This window comes from Mycobacterium numidiamassiliense (genome assembly GCF_900157365.1).
GTDB lineage: Bacteria > Actinomycetota > Actinomycetes > Mycobacteriales > Mycobacteriaceae > Mycobacterium > Mycobacterium numidiamassiliense.
The window spans coordinates 182269-197098 of record NZ_FUEZ01000004.1 but is presented as its reverse complement, the minus strand read 5'-3'; the positions used below and the strand labels follow the sequence as shown (position 1 = coordinate 197098).

14 protein-coding genes are annotated in these 14830 nt (G+C 64.9%); 5 read left to right on the top strand and 9 right to left on the bottom strand.

Annotation, left to right across the window (positions count from 1 at the left end):
• Positions 1-95: 95 nt before the first annotated feature.
• Complete coding sequence (locus MNAB215_RS09290) at positions 96-833, top strand: hypothetical protein (protein ID WP_077078526.1); 738 nt, start codon at positions 96-98, stop codon at positions 831-833.
• Positions 834-891: 58 nt separating this feature from the next.
• On the opposite strand, the gene MNAB215_RS09285 is transcribed toward MNAB215_RS09290, so the two are convergent.
• The 4 genes from MNAB215_RS09285 to MNAB215_RS09275 form a co-directional block, all read right to left on the bottom strand.
• Complete coding sequence (locus tag MNAB215_RS09285; protein ID WP_077078527.1) at positions 892-3075, bottom strand: hypothetical protein; 2184 nt, start codon at positions 3073-3075, stop codon at positions 892-894.
• A 111-nt stretch (positions 3076-3186) separates the two neighbouring features.
• Complete coding sequence (gene espB, locus MNAB215_RS30500) at positions 3187-4716, bottom strand: EspB family ESX-1 secretion system-associated protein (RefSeq protein WP_077078528.1); 1530 nt, start codon at positions 4714-4716, stop codon at positions 3187-3189.
• A gap of 43 nt (positions 4717-4759) precedes the next feature.
• Entirely contained in the window at positions 4760-4897 is a 138-nt protein-coding gene (locus tag MNAB215_RS29695) for a hypothetical protein (protein WP_165691551.1), read from the bottom strand.
• A 366-nt stretch (positions 4898-5263) separates the two neighbouring features.
• On the bottom strand, positions 5264-5950 hold the full coding sequence (locus MNAB215_RS09275) for an FkbM family methyltransferase (RefSeq protein WP_077081882.1): 687 nt from the start codon (positions 5948-5950) through the stop codon (positions 5264-5266).
• A gap of 95 nt (positions 5951-6045) precedes the next feature.
• Here MNAB215_RS09275 and MNAB215_RS09270 point away from each other — a divergent pair, with 95 nt between their 5' ends.
• Genes MNAB215_RS09270 through MNAB215_RS09255 form a run of 4 tightly spaced genes read left to right on the top strand, consistent with a single transcriptional unit; the run spans position 6046 to position 9306 of the window.
• The gene (locus tag MNAB215_RS09270) at positions 6046-7014 is read left to right on the top strand and encodes a TauD/TfdA dioxygenase family protein (protein WP_077078529.1); all 969 of its coding nucleotides are present in this window, start codon (positions 6046-6048) and stop codon (positions 7012-7014) included.
• Between the two features lie 13 nt (positions 7015-7027).
• Positions 7028-7849, top strand: coding sequence for a DUF6065 family protein (locus MNAB215_RS09265; protein WP_077078530.1), 822 nt, complete (start codon positions 7028-7030; stop codon positions 7847-7849).
• A gap of 30 nt (positions 7850-7879) precedes the next feature.
• Positions 7880-8533 (top strand): hypothetical protein, encoded by a 654-nt coding sequence (locus MNAB215_RS09260; protein WP_077078531.1) that lies wholly within the window; start codon positions 7880-7882, stop codon positions 8531-8533.
• Complete coding sequence (locus MNAB215_RS09255; RefSeq protein WP_077078532.1) at positions 8530-9306, top strand: hypothetical protein; 777 nt, start codon at positions 8530-8532, stop codon at positions 9304-9306. Before MNAB215_RS09260 ends, MNAB215_RS09255 begins: the two co-directional genes overlap by 4 nt.
• A 4-nt stretch (positions 9307-9310) precedes the next feature.
• Here MNAB215_RS09255 and MNAB215_RS29400 read toward each other — a convergent pair whose 3' ends face one another.
• From MNAB215_RS29400 to eccE, 5 genes are all read right to left on the bottom strand, one after another.
• A complete protein-coding gene (locus MNAB215_RS29400) occupies positions 9311-10927 on the bottom strand; it encodes a DUF4254 domain-containing protein (protein WP_077078533.1) in 1617 nt (538 codons plus the stop codon).
• 68 nt (positions 10928-10995) lie between these two features.
• Complete coding sequence (locus MNAB215_RS09240; protein WP_077078534.1) at positions 10996-12009, bottom strand: glycosyltransferase family 9 protein; 1014 nt, start codon at positions 12007-12009, stop codon at positions 10996-10998.
• Between the two features lie 13 nt (positions 12010-12022).
• Entirely contained in the window at positions 12023-12802 is a 780-nt protein-coding gene (locus MNAB215_RS09235; protein WP_131829094.1) for a sulfotransferase family protein, read from the bottom strand.
• Between the two features lie 53 nt (positions 12803-12855).
• The gene (locus MNAB215_RS30495; protein WP_077078536.1) at positions 12856-13200 is read right to left on the bottom strand and encodes a YbaB/EbfC family nucleoid-associated protein; all 345 of its coding nucleotides are present in this window, start codon (positions 13198-13200) and stop codon (positions 12856-12858) included.
• Between the two features lie 223 nt (positions 13201-13423).
• Positions 13424-14824 carry a type VII secretion protein EccE gene (eccE, locus tag MNAB215_RS09225; RefSeq protein ID WP_077078537.1) on the bottom strand — a complete coding sequence of 467 codons (1401 nt, stop codon included), beginning with the start codon at positions 14822-14824 and terminating at the stop codon, positions 13424-13426.
• Between the last annotated feature and the right edge of the window lie 6 nt (positions 14825-14830).

Here is a 14830-nt window from a genome sequence, read left to right as displayed (position 1 = left end):
CCTTCCGGCGAGGCACCGAGAAATATTGCTGCAGTTGACATGCGGCGACTTCGGTAAAATCCCTGTGATGGGCCCCGGGACAAAGGACTTTGACGATGACTGAATCACTGGTGGTTGATCCTGCTCGTCTCAAGGCCGCCGGGGTCACCTTGCGCGACCAGGTACTGCCCGCGCCTCCCGCCCCGATTTCGGCTGCCGGAGCCGATCCGGTGTCCGCTGCGATCAACGTGACCATGCCGGTCATCGAAGGTCCCGTGGTCACTGGGTTGCCGGATGTCCAAGCCGCCCTTACCAATACTGGATCAAAGATTGTCACCGCGGCCGAGAGATATGCCGAGACCGACCAGCTGCTCGGCGAGCACGTCGGCACGGTGCAGTTCCTGGCCGCCGGCGAACGGCAGCCGACGGACGCCGTGACCGAACAGCCGACAACTGCCGCGGCCCCCCGGCAATTGGGGGCCGAGACGGCCGACAAGAAGACCGACGAGGCATCCGACAAGAAGCCGGACAAGAAGTCCCAACCCACTGCGCCGATCGATGTCAATCAGCTGTCGGCGATGGCGCAGGCGGCCCAACCTCTTACCCAGGGTATGCAGAGCATGATGTCGAGCATGCAGGGCATGGGGACCGCCGGTTCATCGCCGGCCAAGCTCGCCGACGACACCAAAAAGGACGACACGACAACCCCCGACGAGCCCGCGGCCCAATTGGTCGACGCCACAACGCAGGACGCCGAGGGGGCCGCATCGGGCCAGCAGGGGTCGGGCAGCGCTCCAATCCAGCCACCGACCGGCGACCGGCCCGAGACGACTTCCGCCGAGACCGGGCTCTGAAACTCCGCGACACGTTCGGTTCCTTGCCGCAGCCTTCGCCCGCGGCGGGCGCATACGGCTAAGCCGGGCTCAAGATGCGTGGGTCGGCCAGCGCGGCGTTGAGCAACCCGGTGAGGTGTTTCCAGTACAGCCACTCGGCGACCGCGCTGCGTTGAGCCAACGGGTCGGCCTCGGCATGCGCCTCCCTCAGCAGAACCTGCTCGGCGTGAGCCACGTAGGCATGGAACGCTCGCAGGTGTGCTGCCTGACGACCAGAAGCCTTGCTGGCCATCGGCTTCATCACCTCGAACCACAGCATGAACCGATCGTCGGCCTGTGCATCGGCGCCCGCCGACCCGAGTGGCATCTCGGCGAGCAACTCCCCCATTCTCTCCGTCTCCGCGGCAGGCGAGACGAGCACAGCCGCCGCCTCGGGGTCGACCACTGACGCGGGTGCGGGCTGCTGGTCGGCGGCCGGCCCGGCCCCAGCCGGCGCCGGCGACAGCAGCTCGCCCAAGCGTGCGTCGGGCGTCGCTGTAAGCCGTTGTGCTGCTTCGGAATCCACTACCTCCAGCCGCGATCGTCCGACCATGTCACCGGTTTCCGGGATGTCGTCCGGACTCAAGACCATCTTGGGCACCCCGGCGTCGGAATTGGCCAACTGCTCCTGGGTGCCGATGACGGCCCGCAGTGTCTTGTCGTGGTGGTCCGCCCAGCCCCGCACGGCCATCACCGGGTAGGTCGCCCAGCGTGCCCGCTCGGCGGCTGGGATCGTCTCGTCGCCACTGGCCAGATACACCTGCTTGGGCAGCTGCACCCCTTCGGGGATGTAGGCCAGGCCGTAACTGTTGGCCACCACGATCGCGCCGTCGGTCGTCACCCCGGTCACCCAGAAGAACCCGAGGTCCATCCCGCCCCCCAGGTCGGGTGCGTTCAGCGCGGCACCGATGCGGCGCGCCAACTGCAGCGGATCGGGGCCGGCGCGACGCGACGCGTCGGCGGTCGCGGCGTCGGCGATCGCGTCGCGTTCAGCCCGCGCGGCCGACACCGGGACCACCGGGGCCGGCACCACGACAACGACTTCCTCGTCGTCGCCCGCCTGGGAATGCACGGCCTGCGCGGCACGCGGTTTGCTCTTCTGCGGCGTCCCCTTGCTCGCGGCTGGTTGCGTAGCCGCCGACTTATCGCCGGCGCTCTGCGGCCCGTAAGCGCCCGACCGCCCACCCGAGCCGGTGCCACCCGACCCGCCCGATCCCATCGCCCCGGCCGGCACGCCCGTCGCCCCAGGATGTGCACCGGCTCCGGCTTCCCCGGGTCTCGCCGATGCGGGCAACACCCCCGCCGACGCGGACGCCGGGGTCACACCCTTCGGGCCGCCCGCGGCTCCTCCCGGCTGCTGCGCCCCGGCTGCCGGACTCAACGGTGTGGCCGGAGTCGCTGGGGCCAGCGGAGCCGCCGGCCCACCGCCCGGCATGCCCCCCGGGATACCGGGACTGGGCCCGACGGGTGTCAGCGGCGATGGTCCACCCGGCTGTCCGAGGCCGGGTGTGACCGGCTGCAGACCGCCACCGTCCAGCGGCGGCATCCCAGGCGGCGTGGGCCCTCCCGCCCCGGGCGTCCCGGGCGAAGGGAGGCCTCCCCCACCTGGGACGGCCGGCGCGGAGGGTTGCGTGGGCCGGGGGGGCTGCACCGGAGCGTTCGGAACGGTGACGGGGGGTGGTGTTTTCTGGTCGAGCAGATCCTGCAGGGCGTTGGCCGGCGGTTTCCACGACTTGCTCACCAAGACCTGCGCGGCGGTGCCGTCGACGATGCTGACGTTGGCCGCGTGGGTCGCGTTCACCACGGTATTGATCTGGTGGGTCAGTTCCTCGGCGTCCAGGCTGGGGTCGTTCTCCAGCTCGGCGATCGTCCGGTGCGCCGCGACCACATTGTCGGCGACGTCCGACTTGGCCGTCACGACCGTCTGGGCGACATATTTGTGCCACGTGATCACGGTGGCGAGACCGTTTTGCAGCTTCGACATTTCAGCGATGAGCGTGCCGAGTTCGGCGTCGGCGGCACTGGCGGCGCTGCCCGACCAGACACCCCCGGCGAAGATCTCCGCCCGCTGGTACTGGCAGGCATCCATCACATCCGTGGCCTCGCGCAAGACCTGCGTGTACTGCTGGGCCCGGTCGTAGAAGGCCTGCTCGTCGACATCCGGCCACCCACCCGGACTCAGCATGCGGTCGGCATAGCCCCCCGTCGGCTTCGCGACGCCCATCAGCTACTCCTCCGCGCTCGCGGGTTGGCGGTCCGGCGTCCTTGTCGGCTGGTGCCGGACATCATCGTTAATCAGCGTAATCGAGGTTGGGGCAAGGCAACTGCGGCAAAATCAGCGGTCGCCGCCGGTCATGTGCGGTGGTTTGTCGGCGGGACCCTTGCGTGGACGATTACCGATCACGCCCTCCGTCCACGCCCGCTCCTCGGTGTAGAGCGACTCGTCCCCGTCGGCGGACTGCACGCGCTTGCCCTTGCCGCCATCCGACTTGCCTCCGGCGCCGCCCATCGGCATGCCGCCGCCCATGCCGCCGCCCGCACCGGTCGGGAGTCCTTTGCCTAAGCCCGCGGTGGCACCGCCCGGCGCCGCCGCCGCGGGGCGTGACGCCGCACCCCCGGCTCCCGCGTCCTGCAATGGTGTGCCAGGCATGCCCGGCACACCGCCACCGCCCAGTGACGCCGGTTTGACTCCGCCCGCACCCTTTCCGGCCAGCCCGGCCTTCTTCATCGCGTCGTTGACCATCCCCTGCGTGTCCGGCGTCGCCGGTGTTTGCGGACCACCCATGCCGCCCATTGACGGCATGGTGGGCATCATCGGCATCTGCGGGGTGTTGGCCGAGGGGTCGTAGGGATTGGGAATGTCCGGGGTGTTCGGGTCATCACCTTCAGCGCTGGGGGGGTTGATGACGTAGGCGCCGTAAGGAGATGTCGGGTTCAGCGGAGGCAGTGGGATTCCGGCCGTCGATATGTATGTCGATAATGCCGTCTCCGACCTGGTCTGCAGGGTCTTGTACCAATCGAGGGCCGTATATAGATACGGGCTCTTGTTTTGTACGTAATACTTGTACCAGTAATCGCATTGCGATACTTCGTAGGCCGAGGGGTGTTCCCCTTCCAGCGCGTGCGACTCGAAAGATGGGAATGGAACGCCGCTGGGCTGCACTCCACCCGAAGCCCTGACCTTTTTATGTGCATCGGCAACCATTTGAGCCTGTTTGGCCAGCGTCGTGCATAACGTCACCATGCCGAATATCCACTGCTTCTGTGAGGTGAAATTCTGCTCGACCGCCGCCCTCGCGTCACCCTCCCAGTTGACGAACGGCCGGAACCGGTAGGCCAGTTGCTGGAACTGCAGCTGGTAGCGGTTCCAATCGCTGGCACATGCCCGGAAGGCGGTGCCCTGGTCCGGACTTTCGATGGCGGTCGCGGCCTGTCGCACCTCGTAGTAGGGATATTCGAACGGCGGCGGCGGTGGTGGCGGTGGTGGTGGCGCCGGGATGTAATCCGGGTCGCACATCAGCGACATCTGGTCATTCCCGACCGCGGCCACCGTACTTTTCGGGGCCGCGGATGTGCCATCCATTTGTATTGCGTTTATGTCGTCCCCCGCGGCCTCGTCCACCTCCTCATATGCCTTGGCCGCATTCCGCAAGGATTTCGCCAGCGACTTCCATTCCCGCTGACACGCTTGGATATACAGCCTCAACGAATCGGCGTTGATCGCGATTTGCACGGCCGCGTCACGAACAAATGACAGGCTGCATGGCGCCTGTGGGTTGCCGACCGGCAGCGTCGGCATTGGCGCCTCGATCTCGTCGGCTCTCGCCATCAGCTCTTGGTATTCGACGTTCATCGTCTGCGTCATGTCCGCTTATTCTCCTCGGGGCCAAGCGATCGTGCTCGGTAGTTCATTTACCTATCAGCTCAATGTCGATCGGCAACTGACGCTGCCGCGAAGTACCAGTGTTGTTGTGTCGCAACGCGAAGCGGGCCAGCGACCAGTCCTTGGCCGCGCCGATGGGCTCGTCGTTGTCGTCGACCGGCATGTCTGCTGACTACTTGCTTGCACTCAACGACACAACCGCTGATCGGGCGTGTTCACCAACGTGTGGTGCAATCACCAACGACCCCTTTCGTTATGCCGGGCCATGCGGGCGGTGCAGTGGAACGCGAACCGCCGCCGAGTCTCAATCGTAATGCACCAATCTGGGCCGGTGCGCGCCGATTTTCGCACCTTATCGCCGCCGTCTCCGCGGTTTTCTGAATCATTTTTTGGCCAGGTGAGGTGGACGCGGTCGCGCCCACTCCGAATTCAGCTCACCGACATCGCCCGTTCAACCCAAGGTCCCTTTGGTCCATTTTCACGGATCGCGACGACCGGCCGCACGGCATCGGGCTCGAGTGCTCCGGCCTCAATCCCGCGCACGGAAAAAGACGCCGTCCGCCTGCAACACACGACCACTGCGCACGTCCACAAAACCCAGCGCGATACCCGCCAGAACGAAGCCCAAAGACTCCATCAGATCGAGCGCTTCTTGAATGAGCATGTCGCCGTCGTATAACGCCACGAAGGACAGTTCGAGTTGTAGGCCCACGCAACGGTCGTTGATCGTCGACTCACTCCCGGCGATCACCTGCTTCTCGAACCCCTGCACATCGATCTTCAGGAAAACCGCGTCGTCGTGCCGCAGGAGTCGCGGTGCCACAGAATCCAGTCTGCGTATCGCCACGTCTTCGACGCCGACATAGTTTGCCTGCGGAAACACGTCCCGGTGGCTCTGCAGCATGGGCAGGATGGAGCTGCTTGCACCGGCATTTCCGGCGACGTTCATCGCGATCGTTCCGTCGAAGTCACCCAGGGCGCACTGCCGGCACTCCCACAGCGGATCCGCCGACGAACTGCCGGCCAGCCGGGAAAACGGGCCCGCCAAGGGTTCGAACGAAACGATGCGGCCCTTGAAGTCGGCTTGGCGCAGGCGGGTGGCATATTGGCCGGAATTGGCTCCGGCATCGACAACGACATCAACCTTATGTCCCGCGAGTTGATGTACTAAGTGGCGCTGCCAATCTAATTCGGAATGGTAGTTCTTCACGGTCATATTGGCGCGATTCTCGATCCAATAAAAACCCACCGCGCAACACTACATCGGGCCGGGTATATTCGAGGCGGCCGGACTCAGAAGGGACCACGACGATGGCAAGGCCGGCGGAAATCGCGCTTACCGTAAGCAAATTGGGCAAGCACATCGGCGCGCGTATCGATGGGGTACTTCTCGGCGGCGGCCTCGACTCGAGCGTGGTGGATCTGATTCGCGACGCGCTGCTGCGTCACAAGGTGATCTTTTTCCCGGATCAGCACCAACTCGACGATGAACAGCATTTCGCCTTCGCCAAGACGCTCGGCGCACCGATCCGTGTCTACGGCGCCAACGCCATTCCCGGTGGCCCGCCGGGAGTGTCCCTGGTCGACTCCGAGCGCGGCAAGGCGACCCGTTGGCACACCGATCACACGTTCACGCTGAATGTCCCGATGGCCTCGATACTGCGCGCGGTCACGCTGCCGAGTTACGGCGGATCGACCCGGTGGGCATCCACCACCGCGGCCTACGCGGCGCTGCCGGTACCGCTGAAACACCTTGCCGAGAATCTCTGGGCGATGCATAGCAGCAACCGCTTTGACCAACTCGGCTACGTCGAGGGCATGGGCGCCATCCTGACGCCCGGCGGGTTGCCCGTCCCGTATCACGCCTTGGAGGAGACCAACCTGCTGAGCAACGCACTGGGGGCCGCGCGCGAGGAGGAATCGACGTTTCGCGTCGAACACCCCGTCGTCCGGGTACACCCTGGCACCGGCGAGCGGGCGCTGCTGCTCGGGCAGTGGGCGTGCGGCTTCGTCGGTCTTCAGAGCCACGAGTCGCTGGCCCTCTTCGACTTGCTGCAGAGCCGTATCACGTTGCCAGAGAACACCATCAGCTGGGATTGGCATCCGGGCGACGTGGCGATATGGGACAACTACGCCACGCAACACCGCGCCGTCGACGACTACGGCGACGAGCACCGGGTGATGCACCGCGTCGCCTTGATCGGCGAGGTTCCGGTGGATATCCATGGACGCCGCAGTCGGCAGCTCACCGGTGGGACACCCGAATCGATTACGGACTAGAGGGCGGGATCCCATGTCACCCGAGATGCCCGGTGACGGGCTCGAACTCGTTGCCTACGAGCTCCATCGCGCAGACGGTGTCGAGCTCGTGCCGGCTGCACGCGAACGCAACTGGATGAACTCGACCCACCAACGCTTTGCCAATCGATGTTTGCCGCTGCTCATGGCCAACCAAGCCGGCTGGGTCGTCGTCAGCAACGCCCGGGTCCGTGCTCGGTGGAATGGCGGTGCGAGTCCGGATTCCGTTGAGTTCGACTACGACGACGACGCGACGTTTCGTCCGACAAGCCACTTCGGCCACGGGATCATCACCTGGAGTCTCCCGTTCCTGTTCCGCACGCCGCCGGGTTTCAATCTGCTGGTCCGCGGTCCGGTTAACTGCCCCAAGCACGGAATTGCCGCCCTGGAAGGCATCGTCGAAACGGATTGGGCACCTGCGACTTTCACGGTGAACTGGAAGTTCACCCGCCGCCGCGTCTGGGCGACCTTCGAGAGGGGCGAGCCGGTGTGCTTGCTGGTTCCCCAGCGGCGCGGTGAGCTTGACGCGTTCGTCCCGAAAATAGTCTCGATCGCCGCCGCGCCCGATGAATTGCGCGGGTCCTACGACGCGTGGCGTGGCGGTCGCCGCGCTTTCAACGAAGGCCTGAAGCATCCGGGATCACCTGCAAGACAGGCTAGCTGGCAGAAGGACTACTTTCGAGGCAAGTTCCCCGACGGCTCGTCCGCGCCGCAGCATGAAACGCGCATGCAATTGCGGGCTTTCGCTCGGCTGGAAGAAGAGATCTGCGGATGGCCGAGCGACAGTGCCGCGCCGGACGGCGGCGAAACCCCATGAACGGCTTTGCATTGGAACGGGAGTGGCGCGATGGCATTGTTCTGTGCTGATGTCGCCCTCGTCAGCCTTGGGATGTCGTGCCAAGGGGCAATCCAGCTGCAAGTGCACAGATCACTCATCGCCGACATCGTCGGGGCTGAGGCCGTCATCAAAAGGACGCCATTTGATTGGCTGATCTGCCCGCCGATGTCCGCTGCGAAGATGATCGCCGGCGACCGGTACTACCCAGAGCGCATCTCTGAGTTGCACTGCTCGAAGGGGATGCCGCCTCGATGGCCGGCCGTCGGGGACTGCTATTTCTGGCATGAACAGGAAACCGTTGTATCCGAACCGGATACGTTCCTGGCCAAGTTCGCACATACATCGCGGACACTACGCGGCGTAGCGGGCTTCAAACGCCGTATATTTTTCGTGAGCAATACGCAGGACAATCTGGCCGACGAGGTTCAGGCCGTGGCACGTATCCCGGTCACGTTCACCGACCTGGCGATCAATCGCCTCGCGGCAGCGGTATCGCTACGCTTTGCTGCACCGCTTTATGTCGTGTCGACGCCCACACGCCACGAGCTACGTACGCCCGTGAACCTTGACCGACTATTCCTGATGGACGTAGTCCCCGGGATCCGGGGTTCGGATTCGGATTGGTCGGGCGTCTTTCGCGGGATGCTCGAGCGCACCGCATGAAGCTCGACATTCACCTTCAGACCCATTCCGACATCAGCGTGCACGGCGCGCATCGGTACGTCGGCGCGCCCAAGAGCGAGATCATGCTGCGCTGTACGCAGTCGCTCGTCACCTCGATCAATCGATCCGATGGCGACATCATCTTACGGGTCTTCGATGATCACTCGTCGCCCGAGGTTCTGACGACGCTACGTCGGATACTCCGAAACTGCCGGAAGCCAGTCGAATTCATTGCGCTCGGTGCACGAGGCTACAACGCGTCTTGCCTCGCATCCTTTTCCAGCGCGCGCGGCGATGCCCGCGAAGTCGTCTACTTCGTCGAGGACGACTACCTGCACGCCCCCTCGGCGATCCAGGAAATGCTCGATGTCCATGCGTTGTTCCGCGAGACACTCGGCGGCCGCGAAGTCGCGCTGCATCCCTATGACGACCCGAAGAATTATTGGAGCCCGATATTCAGCCGGGAGGACTGCCGCGTCGTGTACGGCACCCGGAGGCATTGGCGCACCAACACGCACACCACGAACACGTGCTGGGTGGAAGTCGAAACCCTACAACGGAATTGGGAGCTCTTTGAGCTGCTCGCCCGCTATTCGAGCACCCCCTACGGCCAGGAGCATCACATCTTCGAGGCTTCGACGATCAACAAGATCTGGCGCGAGCAGGTTGCCCTGTTTACCCCGATACCTTCGCTGGCACTTCATCTTCAGCACGAAGAGCACAGGGACCCGTACCTGGACTGGGAGCAGTGGTGGCGGGCCGCGGCCTATTGATGCGTCAGGTATCGCGGCTCTCGAACAGGTCGCAGTAACTCTGTGGCGCCGCCGATTTGAATTGCCGATACAGCTTGAACCTGACCTCGCCGGCCTGGACCCTCGTGAGCAATTGTTCGAGCCCACCGAAGAGGTCGGCGTGCTGCTCTTCGAGCACCGCAAGGCGTGGACTGGACCGTTCCGCGCGATTCGTGTGCAGAATCCGCAGCGTCAGAACTGACAGCCGATCAACGATGGTGCCGGGGGTTTCGGTGTAGAGCGGTGCACTCTGGTTCAGCTCAACGCGGTCAAGAAGCGTCACGTCGATGTCCTCGATGGCCGCGTTGCGCCGGGTGTTGAGGTCGTCGATGCGGCGCTTTCTGCGGGCCACCTCGCGGTCGTCGGCGCCCTGACGACGAACGGCGTCCTCGTGATGCCACAGGTCGAAATTCAGCGCGTGCAGCCGCAGTGCCTTGGCTGCGATGCCGCCGTCGTTCTCCGATGCCGCGGTGGTGGCTGCCCCGTGCCACGACAGCGCGGTGTCAGGGAACATCCGTACGGCGGAAAGAAGGTCCGCGCTGGCAGAATCCCCAGGTTTCGCAACGGATATCGGGTCCCGCTGCCCGACTAGATCTTCCATCGCGGCAAGTACCTCGTCTACCGTGATGTCCCCCATGGTGCTCCCCTCGACGTGCCGGTGTGGCGCAAACCTGAACCCCCACAGCGCGGCCTCGGTCGGGCCGAAGAGTCCGACGCCCGGGACCCGCGCCAGATCGGCGGCATGCAGCATGGCGGAGTCGATCCCCAGGAAAAGGTCCGCGCTGGCGACCAAGCCCATCGCGAGGTCGAGTGGCAGCCCGAGATGGGGAAAGACGCGGTCGCGCTCGCGCCCGACGTTGAGCTCCTCGTGTCCCATCCCGACCACCCAGGCCACGAAATCGCGATGCCGCGTCAGGAACCTGTCCAGCACATCGACGAATCTCGTTGCAGGCCAATGCTTTTTTTCCCAGTTGGTGTCGGCGTGCACGACGAGGACCTTCACGCCTGCTGGCACCGCGGCACGAATTGCTCGGACTTCGTCCTGCACTGCCGGGGGCAGCGGCACCGGGTATGCGTAGCTTTCGATCCGCAGCGCCGGATCGAACAACCGCGCCAACTTGAACGTCACGTCGGCCGAGTGCGGCAGGTCCCTCGGGACAACGATGTCGTAGTCGTCCGTCGGGAAACCGACGCTCCACGTGGGAGCCAGGCGCCGCCATAGAAACCGGGCAAGACCGTTCGACGGCGTGTCCCACGGCACTGCGTTCAAAAACAGATCAACAGTGCCGATCTCGGTCGCGAGGGCTTCGTAATCGAGAGTCCGCCCTGTGTGTCCCCCGATTGCGGGTCCTGCCGGAACTACTCCCGTGATGTCGACAAAGCGAGGGCTGACCTCCCGGAAGCACAGATCGAAGGCGGTCTTGGGGCACATCAGCGTGAGAGGGGCGGCAAACATCTCGGCCAAAGCCCGCAGCGTTGGCAACGTCAGAACGGAGTCACCGATAAACATTGAGAAATACACAGCCGGGTTGCGTGCCTGCAGCAGATGGCTCAGCGTGCCGCGCTGTACATCCAGCGACCGGCCGCCCCGCAGCACCGTCATTTCACTCAACCCGACCAACCTCCAGCCAGAGCGTAGGCGCTGCAGCAAGGATCTCGCATGGTCATCACCTAGAAATGCTCTCCGACAAGGTCTTCCATCGCACTGAGTACCTCCGCTGCGGTGATATCTGCCATGGTGCTCATTTCGACGTGGCGGTGTGGGGCGAACTTGAAACCCCATGTCGCGGCACGCGTGGGGCCGAAGAGCCCGACACCGGGGACCCGTGCCAGGTCAGCGGCATGCAGCATGGACGAATCGATCCCCACGAAGATGTCTGCATTGGCGACCAGGCCCATGGTGAGGTCCAGGGGTAGGCCGAGCTTGGGAATGATGCGGTCGCGCGCGCTCCCAACGTTGAGCTCCTCATGCCCCATCCCGACGACCCAGGCGACAAAGTCGCGATGGCGCGCCAAAAACCGGTCCAGTACATCGATGAACCTGGTCACGGGCCATCGTTTCTCGGTCCAATTGGTGTCGGCGTGCACGACGAGCACCTTGACCCCCGCAGGCACGGCGGCACGAATCGACCGGGCTTGCTGTTCCACCGCAGGCGGCAGCCGTAGCGGATGCGCGTAGTCTTCGATGCGCAGCGCGGGATCGAACAGCCGCGCCAGTGTGAACATCAAGTCCGCCGAATGACATTCCGTTTTGGGGACCACCACGTCGAATCCGCTGTCGGGTGAGAAGCCCACGCTTGTCGTGGGGGCCAGGCGGTCCAGAAACGGACGAATCACGATATTCGACAACGAATCCCAGGGCAGCGTGTCGATGAACAGGTCGACGGCACCGATCTCTGACACCAAGGAGTCGTAGTCGACGGTCCGTTCTGATTGTCCGGGCAGCGGGGGCGTCCCGACCAGGGGCAATCCCGTGATGTCGATGAAGCGGGGACTTACCTCGTGAAAGCAGAGATCGAACGCGACCTTTGGACAGATCAACGTCATTGGTGCGCTGAACATTTCGCCCAATGCCCGAAACGTTGGGAGCGTGAGCACGGCGTCCCCGATATTGGTGACGAAACACACCGCAGGCCTTTCTGCCCGCAGCAGCTCGCGTAGCTCACCGCGCTGAAAACCCGTCATCGATCCGATCCGCTCAGTTATAGCCAAAGCGGCGAGCCAGGGCCTCGACGCGGAACCACGCTGGATCGTCGGCGTCGATCCGGGCCCGGTGGGCCGGCGCCCGGCGCAGCGGAGAGAGGTTGGCAACCTTCCAGGGCAGGGGTTCACCGTCGCGGAAGAACTGGTGGTCGCCGGCCGTCTCCGGCGCCGGATGGGCGAGCGAGGCGGCGCTGTCGGAAAAGCTCAGGTCCCAGCCGCCCAGCGCGGCGTCGAGCGTCGCCTGCGGGTGCGCTGCGAAGGCCTCGTAACGCAACACGACAACCTCGGCCGCGCCCGCCAGCAGTGGCTCCAGACAACTCTGTGTCAGCTCCATGGCTTCGGTCACGGTGTCCTTGATCCAGAAGTCGGTGTCTGAGCGCGAAGGCGAATCCCGGTGCAGCAGAGAGGAATTGATTACCTCCCGCGGATCGCGCAGGACGAACAACACCACCGCCCCGGGGAAGGTGCGCCGCAACGTCTCCAGCTGTGCCGCATACCTCGGGTTCTTTTCGCCCCAAATGGTGCAGGGGCGCGCGATGTCGCTCATGATCGCCTGCAGGGCAACGGCCGGGTCGTTGGTTTCCCCGGCGTAGCGCCGGTAGGCCTCGTACACCCCGCGCTCGAGGAGGAAGGCCGCCAGCGTTCCGCTGACTGGCCCCCGGTTGACCTGGATCAAATCGATCTCGTCGAAGATCTTGATGTCGTGATGGTGATTGAGGAACTGGGTGACGATCGTCATCCCGGATCTCGGCGGCCCCACCACGAACAGCTGCACGGCGCGACCGTGCTCGCCGCCTCGCCTACAGTTCGCTCGCTGATCGGCCGCGATTACTCGCCAACGATTTTCTGCATCGAATCGATCATTCCGGCCATCGCCTCAAAGGTCGCTCCGGCGATCTCGTCGATGCTCGCCGCCGCTTGGGCCTGCGCCGTGATCAGCGCCTCGTTGATGCGATTCTGCACCGTTTCGGCGCCCAGCCGCAGCAGGCCGTCTTCGATGTGGAGCTCCGTGACCACCATGTCTCCGTTGATGACCACCTCGACGGTCTCGGTCTGGTCCTTGGCGCTAAAGGATCCGGTGCCCTTCTGCTTCAACGCGTTCTCCAGGACGTCGTTTAACTTCTTGAACTCGTCCAGGACCGCAGTGGCCTGCGGGTGCGGCTCAAATTCCACTTCAGATCCTTACCGTCGGGGATGGCCTGGCTGCCTGGGCGGTTGCCGGCTTGGGCATCGGCCACGGCAGGGCCTCAGTCTAAAGCGACTTTTGGTCGGGCCGCGACACTAATTCGCCGATCGCCCCGACTCAGAACCCGCCGTCCCGCACATCGGTAAACAGAAGTTGAACACACCGAAAACGGCGGGCCCGCATACGTTTCCCGGGGACTGCCCACGCCCATCACGAGCCGTCCCGCCTGCCGGGTAGCGCCGACTGATAGTGGGCCTCCTCCGGCGGGGAAACCGGCCGGATCGGCAACTGGCGATGGCGCGGAGTGCTAATGACGTTGTGCCGCAATATCACCGGGTCGACGCCGGGGTGCCGGCCTAGATAGGTCGTCGCGTTGGGCCACGACACCTTGGCCTCCGGCCCGATCTCGGCGCCGATCAGGGTCGCGAACTCCTGAAAATGTGGTCCCAGGGTCACGGCCCCGCCCGCCGCCGCCGACCGGAGTGCGAACTGGGTAAACGCCCTGGCATCGCCCAAGTTCAGGCTCGCGTCGACGTTGTCGAACGGCATGTAGACCCGGTACTGGCTTGAAGTTTCGCCGACCAACACGCCCGCCGATCCGATCGGCAGCTGCCAGTGACGGCCGGGGACGTGGGTCTGGCCTTGCAGCGCGTCGCGCTGCCCCCCGGACACTCGGGAAAACCCGCGCGGCCGTTTCGGCTTCGTCGCCGTTGTCAGCAACACCGTGGATCGCGGTGGCTTCCCGGGACCGATCCGCACCCTGGTGATGGTGTGGTCGGCGGGCACCGACCACCACACGTCCGGGCCGCCCGGCGCGGTGTATGCGGTGGTGAAATTGTCGTGGCCCTTGATTTTCGACCACTTCTCCCGCACGAAGCTGACTTCGGTGGCGTGGTCGAAGTCGTCAAAACTGCGCGCACACACCGCGTCCACACCGTTGCCGGCCAGTTGGTCGGCGATCCGCGTCGTCGAGGCCACCAGGTACCTGCACAGCCCCGTGACGCCGTTCGCGCGCCGTTGGGCCGACTTGCGGGCGAGCTGCGGATCGGCCCGCAGCATGACCCAGGTCCGCCGGAACGCCGGTGCCGGATCGTCGCCGATCACCTGCTGGTACAGGCTCACCACCTCGGGCGACGCGCTCTTGCCGACCCGGTGGCCGGCCGACACGACATCGGCTTCCAAGTCGGGGCAGTGCACCGACAGCAGTCGTTCCAGCAGCCGGGTGTCCACCACATCGTCGGTCTGGGCCTTCCCATCGACGATGACCGTCGGCGTGAAGGGCCGCGGAATCAGTTCGATGATCGCGACCAGGTCCCTGCCCTGCCAGCGCACGGCTACGTGATCGCCAGGTTCCACGGTGGCGCCGACGTCCGGCTCGGAGGGGGGTTCCGGGGCCCTGCGGTGCCGAAACAGCCAGGCGAACATCGCCACGATCCAGCCGGTGATTCGCCGACCGCGATAGGTGACCGTGGCCACCAGAGCGGCCACCGCTACCAACGTCGGGCCCGCCCACTCGTAGTGCGTCCGGTAAAACAGCAGCAGGCAGAGCGGGGCCAGCGCGGCCGCCCACAGGGCGTGACCGCTGGTGAACCGTAGCCGCAGGGATTTCATGGTTTC

Coding starts and splice junctions, on each gene's coding strand:
- MNAB215_RS09290 (WP_077078526.1), top strand. CDS start 96: ATGACTGAATCACTGGTGGTTGATCCTGCTCGTCTCAAGGCCGCCGGG.
- MNAB215_RS09285 (WP_077078527.1), bottom strand. CDS start 3,075: ATGGGCGTCGCGAAGCCGACGGGGGGCTATGCCGACCGCATGCTGAGT.
- espB (WP_077078528.1), bottom strand. CDS start 4,716: ATGACGCAGACGATGAACGTCGAATACCAAGAGCTGATGGCGAGAGCC.
- MNAB215_RS29695 (WP_165691551.1), bottom strand. CDS start 4,897: ATGCCGGTCGACGACAACGACGAGCCCATCGGCGCGGCCAAGGACTGG.
- MNAB215_RS09275 (WP_077081882.1), bottom strand. CDS start 5,950: ATGACCGTGAAGAACTACCATTCCGAATTAGATTGGCAGCGCCACTTA.
- MNAB215_RS09270 (WP_077078529.1), top strand. CDS start 6,046: ATGGCAAGGCCGGCGGAAATCGCGCTTACCGTAAGCAAATTGGGCAAG.
- MNAB215_RS09265 (WP_077078530.1), top strand. CDS start 7,028: ATGTCACCCGAGATGCCCGGTGACGGGCTCGAACTCGTTGCCTACGAG.
- MNAB215_RS09260 (WP_077078531.1), top strand. CDS start 7,880: ATGGCATTGTTCTGTGCTGATGTCGCCCTCGTCAGCCTTGGGATGTCG.
- MNAB215_RS09255 (WP_077078532.1), top strand. CDS start 8,530: ATGAAGCTCGACATTCACCTTCAGACCCATTCCGACATCAGCGTGCAC.
- MNAB215_RS29400 (WP_077078533.1), bottom strand. CDS start 10,927: ATGACGGTGCTGCGGGGCGGCCGGTCGCTGGATGTACAGCGCGGCACG.
- MNAB215_RS09240 (WP_077078534.1), bottom strand. CDS start 12,009: ATGACGGGTTTTCAGCGCGGTGAGCTACGCGAGCTGCTGCGGGCAGAA.
- eccE (WP_077078537.1), bottom strand. CDS start 14,824: ATGAAATCCCTGCGGCTACGGTTCACCAGCGGTCACGCCCTGTGGGCG.